This window comes from Bacillus sp. EU52 (genome assembly GCF_037964975.1).
Classification (GTDB): domain Bacteria; phylum Bacillota; class Bacilli; order Bacillales; family Bacillaceae; genus Bacillus; species Bacillus subtilis.
In genome coordinates this window covers 281,020-305,755 of sequence record NZ_CP150177.1, presented here as the reverse complement: position 1 = coordinate 305,755, position 24,736 = coordinate 281,020, and the positions used below count along the sequence as shown (strand labels likewise).

The 24,736-nt window shown below is 44.6% G+C and carries 25 protein-coding genes and 1 pseudogene; 9 read left to right on the top strand and 17 right to left on the bottom strand.

Annotation, left to right across the window (positions count from 1 at the left end):
- Window positions 1–28: 28 nt before the first annotated feature.
- Complete coding sequence (locus NSU05_RS01685; protein WP_003234723.1) at window positions 29–610, bottom strand: TerD family protein; 582 nt, start codon at window positions 608–610, stop codon at window positions 29–31.
- 21 nt (window positions 611–631) lie between these two features.
- Entirely contained in the window at window positions 632–1,231 is a 600-nt protein-coding gene (locus NSU05_RS01680) for a TerD family protein (RefSeq protein WP_003234725.1), read from the bottom strand.
- Window positions 1,232–1,514: 283 nt separating this feature from the next.
- Here NSU05_RS01680 and NSU05_RS01675 point away from each other — a divergent pair, with 283 nt between their 5' ends.
- Entirely contained in the window at window positions 1,515–2,510 is a 996-nt protein-coding gene (locus NSU05_RS01675; protein ID WP_032722885.1) for an LLM class flavin-dependent oxidoreductase, read from the top strand.
- A 37-nt stretch (window positions 2,511–2,547) separates the two neighbouring features.
- Here the strand turns inward: NSU05_RS01675 and znuB are convergent, their stop codons facing one another.
- The 7 genes and pseudogenes from znuB to rapJ form a co-directional block, all read right to left on the bottom strand.
- On the bottom strand, window positions 2,548–3,390 hold the full coding sequence (gene znuB, locus NSU05_RS01670; protein WP_003246340.1) for a zinc ABC transporter permease ZnuB: 843 nt from the start codon (window positions 3,388–3,390) through the stop codon (window positions 2,548–2,550).
- Window positions 3,348–4,043 (bottom strand): zinc ABC transporter ATP-binding protein ZnuC, encoded by a 696-nt coding sequence (gene znuC, locus NSU05_RS01665; RefSeq protein ID WP_014475714.1) that lies wholly within the window; start codon window positions 4,041–4,043, stop codon window positions 3,348–3,350. Before znuC ends, znuB begins: the two co-directional genes overlap by 43 nt.
- Before the next feature lie 54 nt (window positions 4,044–4,097).
- A complete protein-coding gene (locus NSU05_RS01660; protein ID WP_029317219.1) occupies window positions 4,098–5,057 on the bottom strand; it encodes a metal ABC transporter substrate-binding protein in 960 nt (319 codons plus the stop codon).
- A gap of 187 nt (window positions 5,058–5,244) precedes the next feature.
- Window positions 5,245–5,442 (bottom strand): hypothetical protein, encoded by a 198-nt coding sequence (locus NSU05_RS01655; RefSeq protein WP_339204710.1) that lies wholly within the window; start codon window positions 5,440–5,442, stop codon window positions 5,245–5,247.
- 420 nt (window positions 5,443–5,862) lie between these two features.
- Window positions 5,863–6,929, bottom strand: a pseudogene (locus NSU05_RS01650) (alpha-glucosidase); the annotation flags it as partial.
- Between the two features lie 24 nt (window positions 6,930–6,953).
- A complete protein-coding gene (locus tag NSU05_RS01645; protein WP_003234739.1) occupies window positions 6,954–7,730 on the bottom strand; it encodes an SDR family oxidoreductase in 777 nt (258 codons plus the stop codon).
- Between the two features lie 106 nt (window positions 7,731–7,836).
- A complete protein-coding gene (gene rapJ / locus NSU05_RS01640; RefSeq protein ID WP_015715201.1) occupies window positions 7,837–8,958 on the bottom strand; it encodes a response regulator aspartate phosphatase RapJ in 1,122 nt (373 codons plus the stop codon).
- A gap of 122 nt (window positions 8,959–9,080) precedes the next feature.
- Between rapJ and cwlK the strand changes: the two genes are divergently transcribed.
- Window positions 9,081–9,584, top strand: a complete 504-nt coding sequence (gene cwlK / locus NSU05_RS01635; RefSeq protein WP_017695036.1) for a peptidoglycan L-alanyl-D-glutamate endopeptidase CwlK — start codon at window positions 9,081–9,083, stop codon at window positions 9,582–9,584.
- A 7-nt stretch (window positions 9,585–9,591) separates the two neighbouring features.
- On the opposite strand, the gene NSU05_RS01630 is transcribed toward cwlK, so the two are convergent.
- Window positions 9,592–10,953: a YcdB/YcdC domain-containing protein gene (locus NSU05_RS01630; RefSeq protein WP_029726976.1), complete on the bottom strand. Its 1,362-nt coding sequence runs from the start codon at window positions 10,951–10,953 to the stop codon at window positions 9,592–9,594.
- 186 nt (window positions 10,954–11,139) lie between these two features.
- Window positions 11,140–12,561, bottom strand: coding sequence for a YcdB/YcdC domain-containing protein (locus tag NSU05_RS01625; protein ID WP_029726975.1), 1,422 nt, complete (start codon window positions 12,559–12,561; stop codon window positions 11,140–11,142).
- Between the two features lie 173 nt (window positions 12,562–12,734).
- Between NSU05_RS01625 and NSU05_RS01620 the strand changes: the two genes are divergently transcribed.
- Window positions 12,735–12,866: a hypothetical protein gene (locus tag NSU05_RS01620; RefSeq protein ID WP_003246334.1), complete on the top strand. Its 132-nt coding sequence runs from the start codon at window positions 12,735–12,737 to the stop codon at window positions 12,864–12,866.
- 22 nt (window positions 12,867–12,888) lie between these two features.
- On the top strand, window positions 12,889–13,953 hold the full coding sequence (locus tag NSU05_RS01615; protein WP_003234750.1) for a DUF4352 domain-containing protein: 1,065 nt from the start codon (window positions 12,889–12,891) through the stop codon (window positions 13,951–13,953).
- Window positions 13,954–13,991: 38 nt separating this feature from the next.
- On the opposite strand, the gene NSU05_RS01610 is transcribed toward NSU05_RS01615, so the two are convergent.
- The 3 genes from NSU05_RS01610 to natA form a co-directional block, all read right to left on the bottom strand.
- Window positions 13,992–14,924, bottom strand: coding sequence for an aldo/keto reductase (locus tag NSU05_RS01610; protein WP_015715197.1), 933 nt, complete (start codon window positions 14,922–14,924; stop codon window positions 13,992–13,994).
- Window positions 14,925–15,059: 135 nt separating this feature from the next.
- Window positions 15,060–16,220, bottom strand: coding sequence for a sodium ABC transporter permease NatB (gene natB, locus NSU05_RS01605; RefSeq protein ID WP_003234755.1), 1,161 nt, complete (start codon window positions 16,218–16,220; stop codon window positions 15,060–15,062).
- Window positions 16,221–16,961, bottom strand: coding sequence for a sodium ABC transporter ATP-binding protein NatA (gene natA, locus NSU05_RS01600; RefSeq protein WP_015252894.1), 741 nt, complete (start codon window positions 16,959–16,961; stop codon window positions 16,221–16,223).
- 143 nt (window positions 16,962–17,104) lie between these two features.
- Between natA and natR the strand changes: the two genes are divergently transcribed.
- Together natR and natK are read left to right on the top strand one after the other, a co-directional pair.
- Window positions 17,105–17,806: a two-component system response regulator NatR gene (gene natR / locus NSU05_RS01595; RefSeq protein ID WP_003234759.1), complete on the top strand. Its 702-nt coding sequence runs from the start codon at window positions 17,105–17,107 to the stop codon at window positions 17,804–17,806.
- A 12-nt stretch (window positions 17,807–17,818) separates the two neighbouring features.
- Window positions 17,819–18,775 (top strand): two-component system sensor histidine kinase NatK, encoded by a 957-nt coding sequence (gene natK / locus NSU05_RS01590; RefSeq protein ID WP_038428324.1) that lies wholly within the window; start codon window positions 17,819–17,821, stop codon window positions 18,773–18,775.
- Window positions 18,776–18,814: 39 nt separating this feature from the next.
- Here natK and NSU05_RS01585 read toward each other — a convergent pair whose 3' ends face one another.
- Window positions 18,815–19,891, bottom strand: coding sequence for a helix-turn-helix domain-containing protein (locus NSU05_RS01585; RefSeq protein WP_003246276.1), 1,077 nt, complete (start codon window positions 19,889–19,891; stop codon window positions 18,815–18,817).
- A 234-nt stretch (window positions 19,892–20,125) separates the two neighbouring features.
- On the opposite strand from NSU05_RS01585, the gene NSU05_RS01580 reads away from it, so the two are divergent.
- A complete protein-coding gene (locus NSU05_RS01580; protein ID WP_339204378.1) occupies window positions 20,126–20,509 on the top strand; it encodes an RDD family protein in 384 nt (127 codons plus the stop codon).
- Window positions 20,510–20,546: 37 nt separating this feature from the next.
- Here the strand turns inward: NSU05_RS01580 and lipA are convergent, their stop codons facing one another.
- Window positions 20,547–21,185 carry a lipase LipA gene (lipA, locus tag NSU05_RS01575; protein ID WP_038428323.1) on the bottom strand — a complete coding sequence of 213 codons (639 nt, stop codon included), beginning with the start codon at window positions 21,183–21,185 and terminating at the stop codon, window positions 20,547–20,549.
- Window positions 21,186–21,346: 161 nt separating this feature from the next.
- Entirely contained in the window at window positions 21,347–22,474 is a 1,128-nt protein-coding gene (ansZ, locus tag NSU05_RS01570) for an asparaginase AnsZ (protein ID WP_038428321.1), read from the bottom strand.
- 216 nt (window positions 22,475–22,690) lie between these two features.
- Between ansZ and lmrA the strand changes: the two genes are divergently transcribed.
- Together lmrA and lmr(B) are read left to right on the top strand one after the other, a co-directional pair.
- Complete coding sequence (gene lmrA, locus NSU05_RS01565; protein ID WP_038428320.1) at window positions 22,691–23,257, top strand: transcriptional regulator LmrA; 567 nt, start codon at window positions 22,691–22,693, stop codon at window positions 23,255–23,257.
- A 39-nt stretch (window positions 23,258–23,296) separates the two neighbouring features.
- Window positions 23,297–24,736 carry a lincomycin efflux MFS transporter Lmr(B) gene (lmr(B), locus tag NSU05_RS01560; RefSeq protein WP_010886396.1) on the top strand — a complete coding sequence of 480 codons (1,440 nt, stop codon included), beginning with the start codon at window positions 23,297–23,299 and terminating at the stop codon, window positions 24,734–24,736.

Sequence of the window (24,736 nt, the reverse complement as noted above, 5' to 3'; positions counted from 1 at the left end):
TCTCTCCTTTCTGCTCTTCGTATTTGTCTTAACCGACTTGCAAACCGTAGTCTGTTGCAATGCGGGCAAGGCCGCCTTGGTAGCCTGAGCCGATTGCTGAGAATTTCCACTCGCCGTTATGTCTGTAAAGCTCCCCTGCAATGATTGCCGTTTCAATAGAGAAATCTTCTGCAAGATCGTAACGGATGAGCTCTTCATTTGTTTCTTCATTTACGATGCGGACAAACGCGTTTGATACTTGTCCAAAGTTTTGGCTGCGCGCTTCTGCATCGTGAATGGTAATAACAAATGAGATTTTATCAATGTTTGCCGGTACAGCGCTGAGATTTACTTTTACATTCTCATCGTCGCCTTCGCCAGCACCAGTCAGGTTGTCGCCTGAATGAACGACTGAACCGTTGCCGCCTTCAAGCTGGTTGTAGAAAATAAAGTCGTTTGGTGACGCGCATTTGCCTGCGGCGTCTAACAGAAACACACTTGAGTCAAGATCAAAGTCGTGTCCGCCGTCATACTTGTTCGTATCCCAGCCTAAACCGACAACAACCTTTGAAAGACCAGGATTTGTTTTTGTTAAATCTACTTTTTGTCCTTTTGCCAATGAGATTGTCATGTTTCATCCACTCCTTTTCTTTTATACGTATCGGCTGATAATATCTTCTAATCTCGTATCGTTTGTGCCTTCACCGATCGCCGCAAACTTCCACTCACTGCCGCTGCGGTAGATTTCTGCTGTAATCAGGCTTGTTCTGCCGGCGTAATTGTCTCTCAAATTGTACTTGAGCATTTCCTCGTGATTAGATTGATCAACTACGCGGATAAACGCATTTTGAATCATGCCAAAATCTTGTTTTCTTCTGACACAATCGTAAATGTTTACTACAAATACAAGCTTATCGATGTTTCCAGGCACTTTATCTAAATCTATCATAATTTGCTCGTCATCGCCTGCACCGTCACCCGTCAGGTTGTCGCCTGTATGCTGTACACCGCCGCAGCGGCTTTTCAGGTTGCCGAAATAAATCAGGTTTTTCTTATCGGTGAATTTTCCGTTTTCCAGCATCAGCACTGAAGCGTCACAGTCGATATTCGGACCGCCTCCGCCAAGCAGTTTGCTGAAGAATCCTCCGCCTGAGGACACTGGGTCCCAGCCGAGACCGACCATCAATTTTGACAGACCGGCTTTTCCTTTTGTTAAATCAATTCGTTGACCTTTTTCTAAAGAAATTGCCACACGATTCACTCCTACTCATCGAAATGTGAAGATAGTCACATTTATTTTTACGCTCACAAGGAAAATAAGCCGTAAATTACTAATATATACGTTTGTTATTATATCAAAGTTTCGTAAAAGTTAAGAATAATTGACGAAAAACCTCGAAAAAAAACTTCCATATTTGATATATGATTTGCAAATGCTATAAAGTGCGCTTCTTAAACAAACCATTTGACGCGGGCAAGTCATTTTGCCTATTCTGGTGTCACCATCTAAAAACAGACAGAAAGGAAGCGGCCTTTTGATTCATTTAAGCATACTTGATCAGGCACCTGTTTCTAAAGGAGAAAGCCCTGTGACAACTCTCCAGCATTCGGTTGAGCTTGCCCAATTAAGCGAAGAGTGGGGCTATAAGCGTTATTGGTTTGCCGAGCATCACAGCACGAAAGGACTGGCAAGCACAGCGCCTGAAATCTTGATCGCCCGCATCGCAGCACAGACAAACACCATTCGTGTCGGATCAGGCGGCGTGCTTCTGCCCCAATACAGCCCATTTAAAGTGGCTGAAACCTTTCGCCAGCTTGAGGCCCTGTATCCAAACCGGATTGACCTCGGCGTCGGCCGTTCCCCCGGCGGCACGACAAAAACCAGGCTTGCATTAACGGACGGGGTGAAAAAAAGCTTAACCGAATTTAACAGACAGCTGCAGGATGTCTCTTATTTTCTAACAGATTCCCTTCCTCCCGACCATCCGTATGCCGGAATCAAAGCGGCGCCCCTTATTGACACGGCACCCGAGCTATGGGTGCTCGGTCTTGGTGAAAACAGCGCAAGACGCGCGGCGCAACAGGGGATTGGATATGTATTTGGGCATTTCATTAATCCCGAGCGAGGAGAAAATGCATTCCGCATCTACCGGGAAAGCTTTCGGCCCTCAGCCCATTTTTCGAATCCATCCGCACTGTTTACGATTTTTGTCATTTGCGCAAAAACAGATGAAGAGGCAGAAGAACTCGCATTAAGCCAGGATTTGTGGCTTCTTCGCGTCGGAAAAGGCTTGGACAGCCGCGTGCCAAGCATCGAGGAAGCGAAAGCTCATCCCTATACAGCGTCCGATAAAAAACTCATAGAAGAAAACAGAAAGCGGATGGTGATCGGTTCTCCCACCACTGTCAAACAACAGCTGTTAGACCTCACAGGCTGCTACGAAACAAATGAAATCATGGTTCTGTGCAATGTGTTTGATTTTGAGGCGAAAAAAGAATCTTATGAGCGCCTTGCCGGATTGTTTCTATAAAAAAAGCAGTTTTCCCTAGGGAAAACTGCTTTTCATGTTATCGGCTTCTTTTTTTGCGCTGAGCTTCTTTTTTGATAAACGTCCAAACTCCCTGAACTGCAAATCCGATTAATAGCAAAACGATCAATAGCAGGGTAATAGACGGACCTGGCGGCGTCCCGAGCTGATAGGATGATGTCAGTCCCGTAAATACGCTGAATAATGAAATGAGTATGGCTGTAATGAAAACCATGTTAAAGCCTTTTGCAATTCTGATGGCGAAGGCTGCCGGCAATACGAGCAGGGCCGATACAAGAAGAACCCCGATGATCGGAATAATGACTGAAATCGCAAGGCCTGTGACAATACTGAATGACAACGAGAGAACGTTTGTATTGATTCCCGATGTTTTGGCTGTTGCTTCATCAAACGTCAGCAGGTAGAGCGGCCTTCTCAGTACGATAAAATAAAGCAGGATCAGCAGTGTGATAATACTGATAATATAGACCTGCTGCTGGTTAACTGTCACAAGCGATCCAAATAGGTATTGATCGATGCTCATATTGGCTGTGCCTTTGGAAAGGCTGATTAAAAACATCGCGAAGGACAAACCAGCTGCCATTAAGATGGCAATGGACACTTCTGAATAAGTCCGATACGCCCGCCGCATGTATTCAATTCCGATCGCGCCGATGGTCACGACGACTATGCTTGCTGCGGTTATATTGGTGCTGAGAAAAAAGCCGATGGCAACACCTGACAATGAGATATGTGAAAGTGTGTCAGCCATTAAGGCCTGTCTTCTGAGAACGAGATACACTCCTAGTATCGGAGCCATGACGGCGATCATGCCGCCTGCTAGAAAAGCTCGTCGCATGAATTCCAAGTCAAACATTTCCATCCGCCTTTTTCTCCTCTCTCTAATCGAATCACTTTATCTAAAAATTGCTGTACTTCGTTTTGTTCGTGAGTAACCATCACAACTGTGCGGTTGTGATTTTTCACAAGGTGATGCATAAATTCGTAAAATCCTTTTCTGCTGTCGTAATCAACAGCTGTCGTCGGTTCGTCCAGCATCAGCAGATCCGGGTTGCTGGCGAGCATTCTGGCGATACAGATTTTCTGTTTCTGTCCGCCTGATAAATCACCGATTTTACGATGACGGAGCTCCCACATTTCCACCATTTTCAGTGCTTTTTCTACTTCAAGATGATCTTCTTCATTTAAACGTTTAAACCATTTCCCTTTTGTATAGCGGCCTGACTGAACAAGCTCCAGCACCGTGCTCGGAAAGCCGGCATTAAATGAAGAAATTTGCTGCGGGACGTACCCTATGGTCAGGCGTTTCCCTTCTGTATTCCTTTTACTGATCGTCACTGTGCCTTCCCACGGTTTCAGCATGCCGAGCATTACCTTTATGAGCGTCGATTTAGAGGCGCCGTTTGGTCCAGTGATGCCGACGAACTCACCGCTTTCAATATCAAGTGATACTTTATCTAAAACAGGCGTATGGGAATAGCCGAAAACGATATCTTTCAATGAGACGAGATTCATGTTAATCTTCCTTTCTCACAAAGAAATAGTGTGCACCCTCCGGCGCACACTATCTTATGATTTAACCAATAGTGAATCTTTCAGGGCATCGAGGTTTTGTTTCATAATGTCGATATACCCTAAACCTTTATCCTGTTCTTCTTTGCTCAAGCCTTCCAGTGTATTCAGCACTTCTGTCTTCGCGCCGATTTCACTGGCGAGCGTATCTGCGACCTTTGAGGATGCAATTTCTTCAAAGTAAATGACTTTTACATTATGTTCTTTGGCATATGTTTTCAGCTTTGCCAAGCTGGCTGCGCTCGGTTCTTGGTCAGGTGAAAGCCCTGCAATCGGAACCTGCTTCAAGCCGTATTCTTTTGCCAGATAGCCAAAAGCTGTATGCTGCGTGATAAATTCTTTTTTCTCCGCTTTTTTTGCGGTTGTACGATATAGTTTATCAAGATCCTGCAGTTTTGCAATATATTCTTTACTATTTTTCTCATAGTATTCTTTGTTATCCGGGTCCTGCTTCACGATTTGCGCTGTAATATTTTTAACTTCCTTCTGTGCCAGAACAGGGCTGAGCCATACGTGAGGGTCCATTGCATGACTGTGCTCATGCTCCCCATGATCATGCTCTTCGTGTTCTTCTTCAGAGCCTTCCATTAAATCAATGCCTTTGCTTGCATTAACGAAAACGGCATGGCCTTGGCCCATGCTTTTTTCAGCTGACGGAACCCATGTCTCCATGTATTCACTATTATAAACGAACAAATCAGCATCCTGAATGTTGGCAATGTCTTTCGGCGTCGGTTCCCAATCATGCGGTTCAACGGAAGATGGGATTAACAGATCCACATCGCCTTTGTCTTTTACAATTTGTTTTGTGAATTCATACATCGGATAGAACGTTGTGACAACGTGCAGTTTATCATCCTTTGAATCCGCCGACCCTTTTGTTGATGAGTTGCCGCATGCTGCAACTAATAAAAAGCACGCTGCAATCACAAACAAACCGCTCCATTTTTTAAACATATCGTATATCCCCTCTTTTTCAGTAACTTTAAATCAAAATGATAACGATTTTGTAATCCTATATCATAATAAACCGAAGTCATTACGTTTTGCAAGAATAAATTTCATTTTCATTTATTCTTCCCGCCTGCAGAGCGAATATATGTACTAAAAAAACCCGGCTAAAAATGCCGGGCTACTTCAATCATTAGTTTGTTTTGTCCAGAAGATAGACCCTGCTCTCATAAGGCCGGAACACCATTTCGTCATCAAGATCATCGTTGTTATAATTGCTGAGAAGCAGTGAGGCCTGAGCTTTGCCGCAGTTCTTAGGCCACTGAAAAACAGCCTGCTCTTTTGAAAAATTATTGACCGACAAAAGCTGTTGTTTACTGTTTTCTCTCATGTATACAAACAACTGCGGATCGTCCGGAAGCAAAAGATCAAAGCTCCCTTTCATGAGGTCAGCGTACTGCTTTCTCAGGCTGATCAGCTTTTTGTAATAGTTTAAGACAGAATCAGGATCTCCCTGCGCTTCCTCCACATTGATTGCGGTGAAGTTCGGATTGACCTTCAGCCAAGGCGTGCCGTCAGTAAATCCGGCATTTTTGCCGCTGTTCCACTGCATCGGGGTCCGGGCGTGATCCCGGCTTTTGGCTAAGATCGATCTCATCACATCATTTGGATCATAGCCTTTTTCAAACACCCGTTTATGATACATATTGATCGTTTGGATATCTTTGTAGTCTTCAATCCGGGTGAACGGCGCGTTTGTCATCCCGATTTCTTCTCCCTGATAAATATACGGCGTGCCCTTCATAAAATAAATTACGGCTGCCAGCATTTTCGCTGATGCTTTGCGGTATTCCCCATCGTCTCCGAATCTGGACACAATCCGGGGCTGGTCGTGGTTGCACCAAAACAATGTATTCCAGCCTTGATGTTCAAGTTCTTTTGCCATTTTGTCAAAACCGATTTTAAATCAGAAAGCTCAAGGGGCTTCAAATCCCAATGTTCTTTTCCGGGCTGCTGATCAAGCTCCATATGCTGAAAGTGAAAAATCATATTCAGCTCATGCTTATCTGTTCCCGTATATTTCAGGCCTTCTTCCGGTGTGACACTGCCGACCTCTCCGACAGACATGACATCATATTGGGAAAACACTTCATCTGTCATTTCTTTTAAATAGTCATGGATTTGTTCGCCATTTGGCTGAAAGGGCTTCGGCTCTGCCTGCTGATTGATATAGTCCTCATACGAAGGAAGATATTCTTTCTTAGAAATGAGATGGAGCTGATCAATTCGCAAACCGTCGACCCCTTTATCGAGCCAAAATTTCATCATGTCATACACCGCCTGGCGAACTTCGGGATTTTCCCAGTTTAAATCAGCTTGTTTGACGGCATTCATATGGAGATAGTATTCTCCGGTGTGCTCTTCGTATTGCCAGACCGGGCATCCATAGTTTGAGAGCCAGTCCGTCGGCGGGCCGTTCTTTGTGCCGGGACGCCAATAATAATAGCTGCGGTATTTGCTGTTTTTGCCCAGCTCCGCTTCTTTAAACCACGGATGCTCGACCGAGGTGTGATTTAACACAAAGTCCATCACCAGCTTTAATCCCCGCTGATGCACCTGGTCCAGCAGCTCGTGAAAATCGTCCATTGTTCCGTAAGAATCCATAATCGCCTTATGGTTTGTCACATCATAGCCGTAATCAACATTCGGAGAAGGATAGATCGGGCAAATCCAAATCACATCTGCCCCGAGCTCCTTTATGTAGTCAAGACGGGAAATAATCCCCCGCAAATCCCCAATTCCGTCTCCATTGCTGTCCTGAAAGCTTCTCGGGTAAATTTGGTACACCACTGCATCCTTCCACCAGTCCGTTTTCATCCCGCAATCCCCCTGTTTTGTGTTCTATTCAAGCTGAGATGGATAAAGTGTCATTCCGCCGTCGACGAAAAGTGTTGCGCCGGTCACATAGCTTGCTTCCTCAGATACGAGCCAAGCTGCTGCTGCCGCCACTTCTTCAGGCTTTCCGAAGGCTTTCATCGGGATTTTTTTCAATTGTTTTTGCCTGCTCTCTTCCTTTTTCGTATCAACATTTGATTCTGTGGCAATGGTGCCGGGCGCTATCGCATTGACGCGGATTCCCTTATCCGCATAATTGAGCGCCAGCGTTTCCGTCATCATCTTGATGCCGCCTTTGGATGTGGAATACTGAACGTTTACAGGGCGCGGAATCTGCTGGTGAACACTTGAGATATTCAGCACATTGCCCTTGATATTGTTTTTCATCATGTGGTTAAGTGCTGCTTTCGCTCCCAGAAAGGTTCCGGTAACATTGACATCAATCACTCTCTGCCAATCTTCAAGACTCATCTCATGCGGCATCGCCTCAACGCCGTTAAAACCAGAGTTGTTTACCATCACATCGAGCGTGCCGAAATGCTCTAAAGCTGTGTCCAAGAGCGCCTGAATCCCCTCTTCTTTTGACACGTCCGCCTCAACTGCGACGGCTTTCCCTCCGTTCTGTTTAATGATTTCCAGGGTTTCATCGGCTCCAGACGGGTCGCTGTGGTAGTTTACAACAACATTCATTTTCTCCTGTCCGAACCGTTCCGCAATGGCTTTCCCGATTCCTTTTGAAGACCCTGTCACAATCGCTGTTTTTCCGGTTAAATCTTTGTACATACTTGATATCCTCCTCTGTTTCTCACTATGCAGTGGAAAATACCCTGTTTTTCCGAGTTGAAAACAGCACAAAAAAAGCAGAGAACCTGTAGTTCTCTGCCATTTCCTATTGAAAACGCTGCTCGGCAAGCTTCTTTTTAATATTCATCAGCCTGCGGTAAAAGAAAGCGGCGGACTCGTAATGTTCCAACTGATTGAAACGTTCCGCTGTATCATGCAGCAGATCTTCGGCGTCAGCAAGAAGCTGCCTGGATTCCAGCAGGTCAAAGCATTCTGTAAGCACGTTCAGGTCGCCGCTTCCAAGATACAGCTCATGAATGAGGCGGAATTTCGTCAAGTACATGTCATCCTCCCATTCAGCCGCGCTCTTTATCCCGCGGTCATAAGCCTCTACTGCCTTGTCGTATTTTCCCTCTTTACAGTAGATATGGGTCAGTGAAAATACAGCTTGAACAGCTTGCTGAAAGTTGTGCTCCTCAAAAATGGCGGCGGCTGTTTTGAAATAGCCCTCCGCTTCTTTGTAATCACCCAGACTGTACTTACAGTGTCCGACATTATAATAGGCAGCGGCGATCATGTATGCTTCTTCAAGCTGCCTGGCATGATCTAAAGCGCTGCACAAGTGGGTCAGTGCTTTTTCATGATGATACACATCGGTCAAATTTCCGGCGATGATAAATTCACACTGAACCCGGCGGCGACCGTACAGTTCATATTTCGTATAGATATCAAGCGCCTGGCTCGCATAATTCATGGAAAAATACGTTTGTTTGATGTGATAATACACTTCTGCGACTTTAAAAAGAAACTCAGCTTTTTCGATCTCATCCTCGACATACTCGAGCTTTTCCTCGGCATGTTTATAATGGTCGATCGCTAATATGAAATTTTTCTGCTTGAATTCGTACATTCCTCTGAAATAATAAAAGTAGTATTCCAGTAAGCCCGTGAGTTTTTGCTGATTGCTTTCAATTTCGTTCAGCATATCAGAGAACGGAGGCTTGGTGTCGCTGTCTTTCACCGGCATCAGCTTATCAAGCATGATTCGATGCCGGAATTCCATCAAAGAAAAATATAAAAGCAAGTCCTGGTTCTCTTCCATATCTTCTAAATCATATTCAATCTCCTGCTTTAACGCTTCTGCTTGATCTGCTTCAAATGCGCGAATGAGCTTGTACCATTCATTCAGCTTTACTGCTACTTCTTCTGATGGAATCTTTGCTCTCATCGGTCTGCCTCCTTCCTCCTGCTACTATTTATGTTATATTTTATCATAGCTGTTCGCTTTTAGAGAGAGTCAATCACTTAAAAGCGTTCACATTCAGCACAACTTGAGAAAGTGAGACCGATATGAAGTTACCCGCAAAAACATTTGTTATCTTATGTATTCTATTTCTTCTAGATCTTTGTTTTAGTTATATTCGGCATGAATGGCATTCTCAAAACGCCTTGCAGGACATGCCTGTCCCCTCGGATCTTCATCCGATTGTGAAGCAGAATGCCGATGCACTCAAAGCCGCTGCAGCGAATAAAGGCATTACCGTCGTCATTACTGAAGGATTCAGGTCCTTTAAGGAACAAGATGAATTATATAAACAGGGACGTACAAAAAAAGGGAATATTGTCACCTATGCAAGAGGAGGGGAATCGTATCATAACTATGGTTTAGCGATTGATTTCGCCCTTCAAAAAAAGGATGGAAGCATCATATGGGATATGGAATATGACGGCAATCAAAACGGAAAATCAGATTGGCTGGAGGTTGTCGAGATCGCTAAGACACTCGGTTTTGAATGGGGCGGGGATTGGAAACGATTCAAGGACTACCCCCACTTGGAGATGATTCCTAACTAGACACCCCTCACAGCCTTTTCTTTTTCCTTATGTGCGCATCAATATAGGAAGGGTAAACCGGCTTATAGACAAGTTTGTAGTGCTGGTCACTGCCTGCAGTAAAGTCAGGCTGCCATTTCAGCTTCACATCAAAAGCGGCTAAAAACGCTTCTCTCGCTTCTTCAGCGGAAACATCCGGCCTGTGATTTATCGCTTCCAATTGTTCAGGTTCAATATCAGGCGCCATAAAAGCGTCAATCAACCCAGTTTCCGGATTGACAATGATGCGGGCAGCGCCGAACCGCAGCGGCACTCCTTTATACCAGACAGAAAAATGGTTGCGGACTCTCCCTCTTTCATCAATTCGGACGGGATTCACCCTGAAAAACTCAGCCGCTCTCGGATAGAGGGCATACAAAAATTGAAGCGCTATCTCTTGGCATTCTTCCGTGGAGCATTGGTGGTTGTTCGGCCGCTCCATAAAAGAAAGCGCTGCTTTTAATTTTCCGGTTCTTTTATCCGTCTTCATTTTGATTGTGTTTTTATTTCTCGTTTCAAAATAGCTTCCTATGCTTAAATCCTTACGCTCCGGCGCATCGCCCCTGCGCCACGTGCTTCCAATTTGTTCCCCAAAGTCTCTTTCACTGACTTTCTGCATATCAGAGGTAAAACCCAGCAAGGCAAATATATCAACTTCTTCCTTGTTCTGAAGCGGCGGCAGTGACGCCGTGTTTTCTATTCTTTCATCTGCGATATGCTGGTCGGGCACAATTTCGTCTACATCTGCGGGATAGCTGTATCCCGGGAGAATCGGTTCATATACAAGCCTTGGTTCCTGTTCGCCATCAATGACATCGTACATCAGCTCAAAAGACATTGTGTTTAAGTAATGGGACACAACCTTCTCTTTTGCTACAAATTCCGTCGGAACTTCGGCTTTATGCCCTTCCCCGTAATATAGAAAGTGGACAATCTGACCGCTGCGTGTCATATCAATTAAAAAGCCGGAATTGGGAATCGGAAGCCCCAGCTCCATTTTGGTATAGACAAACCGGATGTGCTGCCCCCGTTCTTCCTTGCCTTGAAAATGAAAATTCATAAATGTGCCGGGATGATTGGCAGCGGCAAACTGAAGAGCCGTCAGCTTCAGCTCGGCATCTGGAAGTTGTTTGTCTGGTTCGGAGCGGACAGTTGTTGAAAAGGTGAGCAAAGCGCCGTCATTTCTAAGTTCAACTGTAATGTGCTTTTCCGGATCTTTAGGGTCCTTCCAGATAAAATATGCCTGCCCGTTCTTCTTTTGCTTTTGGTCGTAATCTTCTATCTCAAGCTCATAATGCGTCGGTACATTTCCGATCTCCTGCGCCTTCTTTTTCAGCTGTTTATTAACCAATGAAGTCATCCCTTTCAAAGAGTCTACGACAAAGAGAATCCTGTTTATTATATAAAAAGACCTTTCTTCATTTAAAGTGAAGAAAGGTCCTTTTCTATTATTGTCATTGTTTTTCGAGATTCTTTCTGTTACTTTCATCACACACTCTCTTCTATACCTGAGGCAATTGCGTGACTTTTGGCTGTTTTACCATGAGCTGAAGACAGGCTCTCCTGTATGTGCATCGATAAAACGCGGATACACCGGCTTATAGACGAGCCGGTAGCTGTGTTCTTCATCATCTCCGTACTCTCTTTCCCAGCCAAGCTCAACTTTAAAATGCTGCCAAAAGATAGCCTTGGCTTGTTCAACTGAAATGGCCGGCACAGGATCAATGGTTGCCAGCTCATTTGGGTCAATATCCGGTCCCATATAAACGGTGATATACCCTGTCTGGCGGCTGACACAAATTTTGATCTGCCCAAATCGGAGCGGAACTCCGTGACAATGCGTTTCAAATGTAAAAACAGCGACTGCGTTTTCTTCTTCATCCTTTTCATCGTATCTGATCCTAAAATATTGATCGGCATTCGGAAATAAAGCAAACAGAAAGCGAAGCGCGATTTTTTCGCACTCTGCCAAGGTTACTGTCAGCGGCCCTTTTTCCTCCATAAATGACATGACGCCTTCGAGTTTTCCGGTTTCTTTGTGATAGATGGTTTTCAGCACTTGATGAGTCCGTCCCTTAAACCAGCTGTCCATGCTTTTATCCGCCGGCTGATACACAGGGTCATCCGGATTCCGCCAAACGATTCCAATTCTCCCATCTCCCAAATCCGCTTCCCGCTCTTTGACAAACCCATTTTCAATACCAATCATGCTGTCAGGATCGGCCTTTTCGCGGATGCCCTCGAATAAAGGGAGAGGAAAGCTCTCCGGCTCCCTGTAATCATCGTCATCATCAACTCCTCCTTGTTCTTCTTGAACCAAATCCGCAGGTACGGTAATCGCCCTACATTCAGGCTCATACACCAAATGCGGCTGATCATCTCCGTTTTTGTAAACAGAACGATGGAGAACCTCAAACAAAAGGTCGAACTCCACGTCCTTCTTGATAAAGGCAAGTGCCTCTTCAACATCCGCGACCCTCTTTGGCTTGATGATGCTGCCCGCTTCGCCGTAATAGCGGAAGTAAACGATCTCACCTGATAAGGAAACATCAGCCATAAATCCGCTCATGGGGAGAGGAAGCCCAGCCTCCATTTGAACATATGAAAATCTCACTTTATCGCCGTATGCAGGGTCATTTTCTTCACGAACAAAGGCAGAGAGTGCCCCCGGATGATGAGTCTCGACAAATTGGCGCATGATATCCTCTAGTTTCTCCTCAGACAGCCTTTTTCCGCTTTCAGGCTCAATATCACGGGAAAGGGATTCCAGCTCCCCGTCCGGTCCAAGTTCCACGATAATGCCGATATTCTCATCCTGAGGATCTGTCCAACAAAAATAGGCTCTTTTGTCATCACCGCCATAATCTTCAATTTCCAGTTTTAAGTGTGTCGGCACCCGGCCGATTTCCAGTGCTTTTTGTTTCAGTCCCTCTTTCTTCACAAAGGCGGCCCCTTTCATCCTTCTTAAGTTCCCTCCAACTAATCAAAAAGTAATAGTCTAAAATACACAGTTTTCTGAGTTTACCAGTTTTACCAGAACATTTTTCACCAAAAATAGGATGATGAACCTATTCAATATAAAAGCTAATAATCTTAAAATTAATTCCGTTGTAACTTTTTATAGGTCCATTCATGACAAAGGAGGGCGGAGTTTCCAGAAAATCCGGTGAAAACCGTGAGAAAAGAACTGATTTTTTTGGTTATATGATGCTAATCCATTCAAAAAGATCCATTTCTCAAAGACAAAAGACTCCCCTTTCCTAAACCATTTGAGGAGGAAAAATGAATGTTTCAGAAAAAAACGTACGCTGTTTTCCTAATTCTTCTGCTGATGATGTTTACAGCTGCTTGTTCCGGCAGCAAAACAAGCGCGGAGAAGAAAGAATCAGAAACAGAAAAAAGCTCAGATATAGCTCAAGTCAAAATCAAGGATGTCTCTTACACACTTCCGTCTAAATATGATAAGTCCACTTCAGATGACCAGCTTGTGTTAAAAGTCAATGTCGCGGTGAAAAACACAGGAAAAGACCCGCTGAATGTAGACAGTATGGATTTCACATTGTATCAAGGTGATACCAAAATGTCTGACACAGACCCTGAAGACTATAGCGAAAAGCTTCAGGGCAGCACGATTAACGCTGACAAATCCGTTGAAGGAAATCTTTTCTTCGTTGTAGATAAAGGCAAGCAATACGAGCTTAACTATACGCCGGAATCTTACGGTGATAAAAAGCCAAAATCAGTTACTTTTAAAATTGACGGAAAAGACAAAAAAATCCTGGCGACGGCAGATAAGCTCCAAGATTCTGCAAAAGCGTTATCAGCTTATGTTGATGTCCTTCTTTTCGGCAAAGATAACGCCGATTTCGAAAAAATCACCGGCGCTAACAAAAATGAAATTGTAAATGATTTCAATGAATCAGCCAAAGACGGTTATCTCTCAGCTTCCGGCCTTTCCAGCACATATGCGGACAGCAAAGCGCTTGATAATATCGTGAACGGCATTAAAGAGGGATTAAGCAAAAACTCTTCCATTCAGGCAAAAACGACTTCAATCTCTAAAGACGAAGCAATTGTTGAAGCCACAGTTAAACCTGTAGATGCATCTTCTCTTTCAGACCGTATCGAAGACAAAGTGAAAGACTACTACAGTAAAAACTCTAGTGCCAGCTATGAAGAGGCAGTGAAATACGCGCTTCAAGTCTATCCTGAGGAATTCAAAAAGCTTGGACCTGCTTCATCTGAAAAAACAGTTGAAGTGAAAATGAAGAAAAATGACATCGACCAATGGCAGCTTGATATGGATGATTACAGAGCAGCAGAATTAGTCGAAGCATTCATCAAAGAATAAAACACCAAAAGGAAATAGCCTTGACGGCTATTTCCTTTTTATTTAAAAATGTCGCTGATGAAATTCACTTCGTCTTCGGTGAGTTCAATGTTCAAGGTTTTCAGGTTATCCTGTAATTGCTCAGGTCGTTTAGCTCCTGGAATAATGGCATCAATCGCCGGTCTCGTTAACAGCCACGCCAAGGCGACATGTGCCGTATCCGCTTGTTTTTCCTCCGCTACTGCTTTCAGCTTATCTACTTTTTTGAGATTGTGGATAAACGTTTCACCCTGAAATTGAGGTTTATCCTTTCTGAAGTCATCAAAGACTGTGTCTCGCGTGAATTTTCCTGTCAGCAGTCCGGACGCAAGCGGAAAGTAAGGAATAAAGGAGATGCCTTGTTTTTCACAGTATGGAAGAAGCTCTTTCTCGGCATCACGCTGTATGAGAGAATATTCGGCCTGGAAGACCTCCAAATAGCCATCAGCATTAAAATCCTGCAATTGCTGATAATCGAGGTTCGAAGCGCCGATTGCTTTGATTTTCCCCTCATCCTTCAACTCTTTCAAAGTGCCCGCCACTTCAGCGAGAGGTGTTTTTCCATCCGGAAAGTGAACATAATACAAATCAATGTAATCTGTTTTCAGCCGCTTCAGGCTCTTCTCGACCTCGCTGCGAAGAAACTCCCGGCTATTGTCTAATTCAATGCTGCCGTCCACTTCTTTATGAGCTCCTTTGGTGGAGATGATGAGCTCATTCCGCACGCCGCGTTCCTGTACGACTTCGCCGATTAATTCTTCAGATCTCCCCAATCCATATATAAAGGCGGTATCGATAAAATTGACGCCGCCATCCAATGCCGTGCGCACTAAATCCTTCCCTGTTTCATCATTTAGATTTGGAAATAGATTATGCCCGCCGACCGCATTCGCGCCGAATCCGATCCGCTTCACCTTCAGCTTCGTTTTGCCGAGTGTACGTGTTTGATCCATTGTTCCTTCTCCTTTGAAACCAATTTTGATGAAAAATAGTGCAGGGTCACTTTTTGTATTAGATATCCTTTTTCTATTTTCCTTCTTTTTTCAGGATATACAAAAAGGAGAAAGTGTATTTCTCCTTTCGCAAGTTTATTTTGGGAGAACCCATTTGTCTTTCAGGAAGCAGGCTCTGGCTAGTAAAAAGAAGATGGCGATGAGCACGGCGATGGTTCCTGACGTAGACAAAATGGCAGCCGGGTCAACCATCCCGAATAAAAGCTGTTTAAATAACGCATGCAGGTTCAGAAACGGGATGAGAAAGTATGATAAGTCAAATTGGTTCGGTGCCTTGCTGAAGATGAAAAACATCGGGAACACAGGCAGAAAGACGACGAGAGACATATAACTTTGCGCTTCTTTTACCGAGCTGGACATGATGCTGATGAAAAGCTCCATCGCAGATATCAGCAATGCAGAGAGCACAATGATTAAGGCTGAAGCGCCGATTACACTCCACATATGATCTCCCAGCTGGAAGGCCGTTTTTAAATTTTCGGTAAATAACACGGTGGACAAAATCAAAAACACCAAAGCAAATACACCTGAAGCCACGCCAAAAGTGGAAACCGCAAGCCACTTGCCGACCAGCACTTTGTTTCTGCTGACTGGCGTTAATAGCAGCGCCTCGATTGACTTTCGGTCCTTTTCACCGGCCATGATATCAAGAGCGATCGGCATTGCGCCGGAAACAATGGAAGTCAGAATCAGCATGGGCAGAATGGCGGAAAGCATAATAGCGGAAGTCCCTTTCTCCTCATCCGCTTCCTTTTGCTGAATTGTAAACGGCTGGATCACCGATTGATCAATATGCTTATTTGTTAAACGTTGCTGCACAATTTCATTTTTGTACTGATCTAAGGCAGACTGCACAAGCTGCATGGCATTTGACGACCCTTGATCGATTGAATTGCCGTAAACATCAACCTTAAAAGGTGTCATGCTGTTGACATATGAGTCGAACTCTTTCGGGACGTTCAGATAGGCATCTGCTTTTCCTTCATCAACTGCCTCTTCAGGCTTTGCAAATGTTTTTACGCTGATTTCGTCAATCTCATTAAGCTTGCTTTCCAGTGCGGGCGGAAGCGAATGGCCGACAGCCAGCGTGTACTGCTCCCCTTTGTCGGACAGCATGCTTTCATAAAAGAAGACAAGTCCAAGCATCATAATCATCGGCACTAAGATTGTGAGTAATATCGTTTTTCTGTCGCGCAAAGCGTCGATCATTTCTTTTTTATAAATATGGCTCAGCATTTAAGAAATCCCCCTGACAAGCTTAGACATAAAGATGTAATTCAAATCCTCACTGCGCTCGCTCTCGTATAGTGATTCAAGTGCCCCTCGGTAAATCACCTCTCCGCTGTGAATCATGATGACACTGTCACAGAGCGCCTGCACTTCCTCCATAATGTGGCTGGAGAAAAGAATCGTTTTTTGTTCTCTTTTCAGCTGCTGTATAAATTCGCGGAAGATGTTACTTGACGTAATATCAAGCCCAGTTGTCGGCTCATCAAATAAAATGATGTCCGGATCGTGAATCAGCGCTCTGGCAATGGCGACTTTCTGCCTCATGCCTTTCGAAAACCCGCCCACTCTCCGGTTCATATAATCGCGCATGCCGAACCGTTTCGATAAATCTTCTATTCTTGCTTTGATCTCGTGGCGGTTCAGCCCATACAGCCTGCCGAAGTATTGGAGATTTTCTTTAGCGGTCATCCTGTCGTAAAGCCCGGTTTCTCCTCCGAATAAGACACCGATTCTTTTTTTGACTTCAGCCGGCTGCTTGACCGTGTCAAAGCCGTCTACTGTGATTACACCCTGTGATGGTTCAAGCAAGGAAGCAATCATTCTCAGCATCGTCGTTTTGCCGGCACCGTTTTCTCCGAGAATGCCGACGACTTCTCCTTTTTCAATTGTTAAGCTTACATCTCGCACCGCTTTGACTACTTTTTTCTTATCCTGAAACCTGCGGCTGCAATCGGTCAGTGTAATCATGTCACAATCTCCCTTATCTTTATTTCTAGTAATGACTATATACGAAAAGCTGGATTAGTTGGATAAAGTTGTCGCGAAGAGTTCTTTTTATGTCGCGAAATGGGATAGAATAAAGATGATTCTATGTAACTAGGGGAATGATAATGGTAAAAGTCGGACTTGTAGATGATTATCGAGTAGATTTAGAGAAGCTGGAAGCGATCGTGTCCAGAATGCAGGACGTCGAAATTGTCTTTTCCACCGATTCAGCGAAGGAAGCCTACAGGCGGGTAAAGAACGGAGACATTGATCTTCTGCTTGCCGATATCGAGATGCCCCATATGTCTGGCTACGAGCTTGCTGATTTGATCAAATCCCATTCACTTGATGTGGATGTGATTTTTGTTACCGGTCACGGCGGTTATGCGGTTCACGCCTTTGACCTAAATGTCCATGATTATATTATGAAGCCGTACTATGCCGACCGTCTGGCCGCTTCCTTCGACCGCTACTTGAAAAAGAAAACGGAAACGAGTTTGAATGGGCGTATATTGATAAAGCAAAAGTCTGAAATGCACGTCCTGCAAAAGAAGGATATTATTTTCGCAGAACGGACGGGACGTTCGACGACGATTGTGACAACCGCCGAAGAGGTGCAAACGTATCAAACATTAAATGATATTAAAGGCGACCTGCCCGAAAAGGATTTTCTTCGTTCGCATCGTTCCTTTATTATCAACATTCATTACATAAAGCATTTTTCCGCTTATACCAAGCATTCATTTACAGTTTCTTTTGAGGGAACGTCTAAAAAAGCGATGATCACCAAGCAGCAGCTTGATTATTTTCAAAACTACTACTTTTGAGGAGTTCAGAACGTGATTACCCTTTTTCAATGTCTTTATCTGGTTTTATTTAGTTTCATATGTTATCAGGGAGCTGCTGCTTTTTCACACAGCACAGCCGTCTCTTGGCTCACCGCTGTTTTAGGCGCAGCTGCTGCAGGATTGTACATTTGGAATACGAAGCGGGTGTGGAAACACTGTTCCTCAGGGCTTTGTGCATGGATTGCCGTGATTCAAGTGATGTCGGCGGGAGTGGTGCTGATCGGCACAGACATCATGCCGGCATTATGTGTAATCGCGATATTTGCAGGGTGTGAAGGGCTCCGTATCGGACAGTCTGCTTTACAGGCAAGGCTTTCTGATCAAATTGATAAGCTGACTCAAGCTGAACAGCACGCCAATCAAATGCTGATTGATGTCAGAAGCCGGAATCATGACACAATGAAACATATCACTGCAATCAAATCAGCTCAGCCCAAGGCAGATACACAAGCATATATTCAAAACTGGGCGGATCAATTCAGGCAATATGACCGTTTTTTGAAAGGAGAGAACGCGTACGTTGCAGGGGTGCTTTATGATTTTTTAGAAAAAGCCCGCGCCTCGAATGTGAGTGTTTCGCTGCATATACATACACCGCTTTCTTCCCTTCCGTTTTCGCCTGCTGATCAGGTCAGCTTGGTCGGCAACATATTAGAAAATGCGCTCGACAGCGCAGCGGAGGCCCGAGAAAAAGCAGAGATTAAACTGGAAACTTCACTGCGCAGCGGACTTTATGTACTGACTTGTGAAAACAGCACTCCCGGGATGGACCCAAAAGTGCTCGATACAATTTATCAATCGTTTGGCCGCTCAACGAAAAACGACGCTCATGAAGGCATGGGCACATATATCATTCAAAAACTGGTGAAGAGCGCTTTTGGCAGGCTGGATTTTACCTACCGCCACCCCGTCTTCCGGTTAGAAATCAAAATTCCGTTTCAGAAATAAAAAAACCTTGAAAAGCCTGGCTTTTCAAGGTTTTTTCCATTATGAGGATAACGCTTGTGCAAAACGATCCGCTTCATCCTGCAGCGTGCTTTCAATTTCTTTGTAACGGCTGGAAATCGTTGATGCGCTGACGCCGTATTTTTTCGCCAGTTTAGCTTGAGAAACGGACGCGCCGTTAAGAGAAATCGCGTTTACATAATATTCAACTGCCGCAGCAAAAGCTTCCGGCTTTCTGATGACAGGTGATTTTTTCTCGCAGAATGTTTTCCAGATGTCAATAACAGCTGGGATCAATTCAGTCGGATACTCTTCCCCGCTCATGCCTTCTTCAATAGCCGCAGCGGTTTCTTTCTCCAAGTCGTTTGCCCACTCAACAGTGCTTACTTCCGCTTTTTCTGCTTGTGGCTCTTCATCTTTCTCAGCTAACAACGCGAACAGAACGTTGTTGAATTCCTGCTTCATGAAGTCCTCCGGCGTTTTGCCGTCCTTCACAGCGGCATCCGCATATTTCTTCACCTTGCTGATCAGCGCTTCTGTTCTCTTCACCGGGAAGATCGTGAACTGCATGAAGAATTCTGCTTTTTCCGCTTCGTGGATTGGGTATCCAAGAATCAGGCTTCCCACTGGAGGAAGGTCTTGATTGCTGGCGTCCATTTCCACTTCGAATTGTTTTGCCGTAATGACATCTTCAAAGTGAATGATGCCTTCCTTCAGGTCCTTCAGCAGCAATAAAGCAGGCGTCATGCTCTGCCATGATTCTACGATCTCACGCGTTTTCGGACGAGTGATCGAATCGCCTTTTTTCTGAAGGTACTCTTCGAAGATTGTCTTCTCACCAGCAAGCGGGTGGAAGAAGATTCCCCAGATACCCAAATTAAATACGCTGATGTCTTTCGTCTGTCTGTCCATAGCAGAAAGAAAATCATGCTGGTTGATAAAGCCTGAAATGCTTTCTCTATGTACTGTGAAGGCATACTCCACTAAGTCTTCCTGAATTTGTTTCGCTTCTTTTGCCGCTAGTTCCGCCGGGAAGTCGACAACTTTACTTCCGCAGCATTTTTTATATTTCTTGCCGCTGCCACATGGGCAAGGGGCATTTCGTTTCACTTTTCCCACAATAAACCCTCCGAATTCTGTTGTAACTTTTCTATTTTAACAAAAATAACTTCTGAGGGCTTGGTTTCGGGCTAAAAAAGAATTTGGTAATGTGATAAGCTGGCTGATTATGCCAATTTACCTATGACATTTTCACCAACTTTTGTGATTTAAGGCTTATCACCTATTCCCACTTTAGGCCCTTCTTTTTTACAATCATTAGGTGTTTATTTAACATTTTAAGGAGTGTTTCTATTGGAACTAGCTGGTTTCATGCTGCGCGCCTGCGCTCTTTTACTTGATGTAATCATTGCCGCAGCAGTGATTTTGGCAGCCGGATTTACGTTTGGCGATGGGTCCGCCGGTGTCATTATTGCCGCCATATTGATGCTGATTGTGTACCCTTTGCTGATGCCGCTGACAAATTGGAAGGGCACACTGGGCAAAAAAATCATCGGGCTGCAAATCGTGAGGGACGAAACACACGAGAAAATTTCTTTCCTACAGGCGATTGTCCGTTACATCATAGCGTGGGTGCATGTATTCTCCCGCCTGATCTATTTGACAGCCGCATTTACGAAGAAAAAACAAACCGTTCATGATATGGCGGCGAAAACCATTGTGCTGAAAGCAGAATAACCTTGAAGAATAGGACTCTTCAAGGTTATTTATCTCATTAGTTTGTATTCTGGCCCCCGCCGTTCAGCCCTTCTTTAATCAGGCTGTTGACTTGGCTGCTGTACAGAAGGCCGATGTGTCCAACGCCATGGATTTGAACGTTTCTAGCACCGTCTAATCTTGATAAATAATTCATGACAATCATATCGGCACTGCTGTAAATGGATGTGTATAAAATCTTTTGATTTGGATCTGTTCCCGGAAGCGCCTTGCCTGTCGTCAAACGGTTCGCGCCGCCAAGCGTCACGACGTTTGCAACTTTATTTCCGCCGTCCAGATTTTTTATGTAGTAAAGTGTGTTCGCGCCCCCCATACTGTGAGCGACAATATCCACTTTTTTCGCACCCGTTTCATCTAAAACCTTTTGCACAAATCGTGATAATACCGGGCCATTGTTATAATTTGTGCCTGTCTTGTCCCAAAAATCAACTGCATACAGCTTGTCCCGCGACCAGCCCTGAGATACGAGATAGCTCTTAATTCCCGCAAAATTGAATGATGCCCCTCCAATGCCGTGAACCATAACGACTGGATTGTGTTCAGCGGCTTTTACTGACGGCTGCAACGCAAACAGCGATGTAACAGACAGCATCAAAATTGTTACAAGTGCAATGATCCTTCTTTTTACAAATTTCATAATATCCTCCTTTTTTTGTAACAAATTCTTCAATTATATTACGTTACCAAATTAATTAAGTAAAGGGTAATTTTGGCTTATTTTTAAAGAAATTTTAAGATTCAGAGGTCATTATTGGTCCTAAAAAGCCAAAAAAAGAAGGCTTATTCGCCTTCTTTTCTTCAATACTCATTGAAATAAGCTTGGATTTTTTGAGGATCATTTGTTTTGGTAAGCGCAAGCATCAGCAACATCCGTGCTTTTTGGGGGTTTAAAGAGTTCGATGCCAGCAGGTCCTTTTCCGCATAGTCTTGGTTTGGTGTGACGACACCATTTCCCGTGCGGGTAGAGCGCACCACTGTGACGCCTTTTTTGACTGCGCTGTCCGCCCCTTTTTCGGCTGCGTCAGATAAAGACCCGTTCCCAGAACCGGCAAATACAATCCCCTTTGCTCCGGCTTTTTCAGCAGCGTCAAACAGGTAGCTTCCGTCATTTTGGTATCCATAGATAATGTCAACCTGCGGCAGCTCATCAAGATTAGAAACCGAGAAATCCGTGTCCTTCGTATGCTTACGAGTAATCTCATTATTAAAATAGATATCATCTGCAATTGTTCCGACGAAGCCCATTTCTTCTGATTTAAATGTATCTGTTGTGGTTGTGTTTGTTTTGGTGACATATCGGGCTGAGGCAATCCGGTCGTTAAGAACAACAAGCGTCCCTTTCCCTTTTGCCTCAGGGGCACCTGCCACTTTCACTGCATTGTACAGGTTAGAAGGCCCATCAGCGCTGATGGCTGTGGAAGGTCTCATCGAACCGACAATAACAACCGGTTTATCACTTTTCACGGTAAGATTCAAAAAATAAGCGGTTTCCTCCAATGTATCTGTTCCATGAGTCACGACGATTCCGTCTACATCATCTGAAGCGAGCAAGTCGTTGATGCGTTTCGCCAGCTTCAGCAATATTTTATTATCAATATTTGTGCTGCCGACGTTAACAATCTGCTCGCCGCTGACGTTTGCAATGTCCTTCATTTCTGGAACTGCCTCGATCAGTGATTCAACGCCGACAACACCTGCTTTATATTCAGTTGTTGAGGTTTTCGATTGATCGGCACCAGCTATCGTGCCTCCTGTCGCTAAAATTTTAATGTTTGGCAGATCCTTTTTTTCAGAGGCAGAAGCCGAAGAGACTTTTTGTGTCTGCGTTTTTTCTTTCGGGGATTCTTTTGTTTCAGGAGAATGTGAACATCCGGTAAAAACAAACAATAGTGCGGTAAAAAGTACGAGCATTCGTTGTTTTTTCATCTATTTCTCTCCTTACATCCATATGATGATTAATCATTGTACATTTTATCTATTCAGTCAAAAGATCAGTCAGCTTTTCTCTCAGTATTTTTTGTTGTCATATCCTTCTTTTTTTGTCTTTTCATACAATGAATTTTTCTTGACAATTGATGATTGAATCAAGATAATAGACCAGTCACTATATTTTTGATTGCAATTCAGTAAGGTGGGAATGTTATGAGTTATGGAGATTCCCGTGAGAAAATCCTTTCGGCAGCTACCCGGCTTTTTCAGCTGCAAGGGTATTACGGCACGGGTCTGAACCAGATTATAAAGGAAAGCGGCGCGCCTAAAGGCTCTCTTTACTACCACTTTCCCGGGGGTAAAGAACAGCTTGCGATCGAAGCCGTGAATGAGATGAAGGAGTATATCCGTCAGAAAATCGCGGACTGCATGGAATCCTACACCGATCCAGCAGAAGGCATTCAAGCCTTTTTGAAGGAGCTCTCCTGCCAGTTTTCATGTACGGAAGACATTGAAGGCTTGCCTGTGGGCTTGCTAGCGGCTGAGACGTCATTGAAAAGCGAACCGTTGCGCGAAGCCTGTCATGAAGCCTACAAAGAATGGGCCTCTGTGTATGAGGAAAAACTGCGGCAGACTGGCTGCAGCGAGAGGCATGCAAAAGAAGCCAGCACTGTGGTTAACGCGATGATTGAAGGCGGCATCCTTTTATCTTTGACGGCAAAAAACAGTACGCCGCTCCTTCATATCTCCAGCTGCATTCCTGACCTGCTGAAGAGATAAAAAAAACGACATACTACATGCAGTTGATAGAGAGGGGAAATGATTTTGGAAACAACAGCTAAAGCATCTCAGCAATACAAAGTGATGCCGATTATGATTTCCTTGCTGTTGGCCGGTTTTATCGGCATGTTCAGTGAAACAGCGCTGAATATTGCGTTAACCGACCTTATGAAGGAATTGAACATTACAGCGGCAACCGTCCAATGGTTAACGACGGGCTACCTGCTTGTACTCGGTATCCTTGTTCCTGTTTCAGGACTGCTGTTGCAATGGTTCACAACAAGACAGCTTTTTACCGTGTCACTTATCTTTTCAATTTTAGGTACATTCATTGCGGCGCTTGCGCCGAGCTTCTCGTTTTTATTAGCGGCAAGGATCGTTCAGGCACTTGGAACCGGTCTTTTACTGCCCCTAATGTTTAACACAATCTTGGTGATTTTCCCGCCTCATAAACGGGGCGCCGCAATGGGAACGATCGGTCTTGTCATTATGTTCGCGCCCGCCATCGGCCCAACTTTCTCAGGATTGGTTCTGGAGCATCTCAACTGGCACTGGATTTTCTGGATCTCTCTTCCATTCCTTGTGCTGGCGCTTGTTTTCGGTATCGCATATATGCAGAATGTATCTGAAACGACAAAGCCGAAAATCGATGTATTGTCTATCATCCTGTCGACGATTGGCTTCGGCGGCATTGTGTTCGGATTCAGCAACGCGGGTGAAGGCTCCGGGGGATGGTCCAGCCCGACTGTTATCGTGTCGCTGATTGTCGGCGTTGTCGGCCTTATCCTATTTTCAATCCGCCAGCTGACAATGAAGCAGCCGATGATGAACCTCCGTGCGTTCAAATACCCGATGTTTATTTTGGGTGTGATCATGGTGTTCATTTGTATGATGGTCATTCTGTCATCTATGCTGCTTCTGCCGATGTATCTGCAAGGCGGCTTAGTCCTCACTGCATTTGCATCTGGTCTTGTTCTCTTGCCGGGCGGTATTTTAAATGGATTTATGTCCCCTGTTACAGGCCGCTTGTTCGATAAATACGGGCCGAAATGGCTTGTCATTCCGGGATTTGTGATTGTCACCGTTGTACTATGGTTCTTCTCAAATGTCACGACCACTTCAACAGCTGTTCTGATTATCATCCTGCACACCTGCTTGATGATCGGGATTTCTATGATCATGATGCCTGCACAGACAAACGGTTTAAACCAACTGCCGCGCGAATTTTATCCAGACGGCACCGCCATTATGAACACGCTGCAGCAAATGGCCGGCGCTATCGGAACAGCGGTTGCGGTCAGCATTATGGCTGCAGGCCAGCATGATTATATGAGTACAGTCAAAAATCCTGCCGATCCGGCAGTCATCCCGCAAGCTTTGACAGCAGGCGTACAGCACGCATTTGTGTTTGCAATGATTGTTGCCATTATCGGTTTAATTGGCGCTTTCTTTATGAAGCGCGTGAAGGTAGATCATTAA

Excerpts from the sequence above, each read along its gene's own strand:
- natB (WP_003234755.1), bottom strand. The coding sequence starts at position 16,220 with ATGCTGAGCCATATTTATAAAAAAGAAATGATCGACGCTTTGCGCGAC.
- NSU05_RS01685 (WP_003234723.1), bottom strand. The coding sequence starts at position 610 with ATGACAATCTCATTGGCAAAAGGACAAAAAGTAGATTTAACAAAAACA.
- natR (WP_003234759.1), top strand. The coding sequence starts at position 17,105 with ATGGTAAAAGTCGGACTTGTAGATGATTATCGAGTAGATTTAGAGAAG.
- ansZ (WP_038428321.1), bottom strand. The coding sequence starts at position 22,474 with ATGAAAAAACAACGAATGCTCGTACTTTTTACCGCACTATTGTTTGTT.
- NSU05_RS01660 (WP_029317219.1), bottom strand. The coding sequence starts at position 5,057 with ATGTTTAAAAAATGGAGCGGTTTGTTTGTGATTGCAGCGTGCTTTTTA.
- NSU05_RS01615 (WP_003234750.1), top strand. The coding sequence starts at position 12,889 with ATGTTTCAGAAAAAAACGTACGCTGTTTTCCTAATTCTTCTGCTGATG.
- znuC (WP_014475714.1), bottom strand. The coding sequence starts at position 4,043 with ATGAATCTCGTCTCATTGAAAGATATCGTTTTCGGCTATTCCCATACG.
- NSU05_RS01655 (WP_339204710.1), bottom strand. The coding sequence starts at position 5,442 with ATGAGAGAAAACAGTAAACAACAGCTTTTGTCGGTCAATAATTTTTCA.
- natA (WP_015252894.1), bottom strand. The coding sequence starts at position 16,961 with ATGATTACACTGACCGATTGCAGCCGCAGGTTTCAGGATAAGAAAAAA.
- NSU05_RS01645 (WP_003234739.1), bottom strand. The coding sequence starts at position 7,730 with ATGTACAAAGATTTAACCGGAAAAACAGCGATTGTGACAGGGTCTTCA.
- rapJ (WP_015715201.1), bottom strand. The coding sequence starts at position 8,958 with ATGAGAGCAAAGATTCCATCAGAAGAAGTAGCAGTAAAGCTGAATGAA.
- lipA (WP_038428323.1), bottom strand. The coding sequence starts at position 21,185 with ATGAAATTTGTAAAAAGAAGGATCATTGCACTTGTAACAATTTTGATG.
- cwlK (WP_017695036.1), top strand. The coding sequence starts at position 9,081 with ATGAAGTTACCCGCAAAAACATTTGTTATCTTATGTATTCTATTTCTT.
- NSU05_RS01620 (WP_003246334.1), top strand. The coding sequence starts at position 12,735 with ATGACAAAGGAGGGCGGAGTTTCCAGAAAATCCGGTGAAAACCGTGAG.
- znuB (WP_003246340.1), bottom strand. The coding sequence starts at position 3,390 with ATGGAAATGTTTGACTTGGAATTCATGCGACGAGCTTTTCTAGCAGGC.
- NSU05_RS01610 (WP_015715197.1), bottom strand. The coding sequence starts at position 14,924 with ATGGATCAAACACGTACACTCGGCAAAACGAAGCTGAAGGTGAAGCGG.
- NSU05_RS01625 (WP_029726975.1), bottom strand. The coding sequence starts at position 12,561 with ATGAAAGGGGCCGCCTTTGTGAAGAAAGAGGGACTGAAACAAAAAGCA.
- lmrA (WP_038428320.1), top strand. The coding sequence starts at position 22,691 with ATGAGTTATGGAGATTCCCGTGAGAAAATCCTTTCGGCAGCTACCCGG.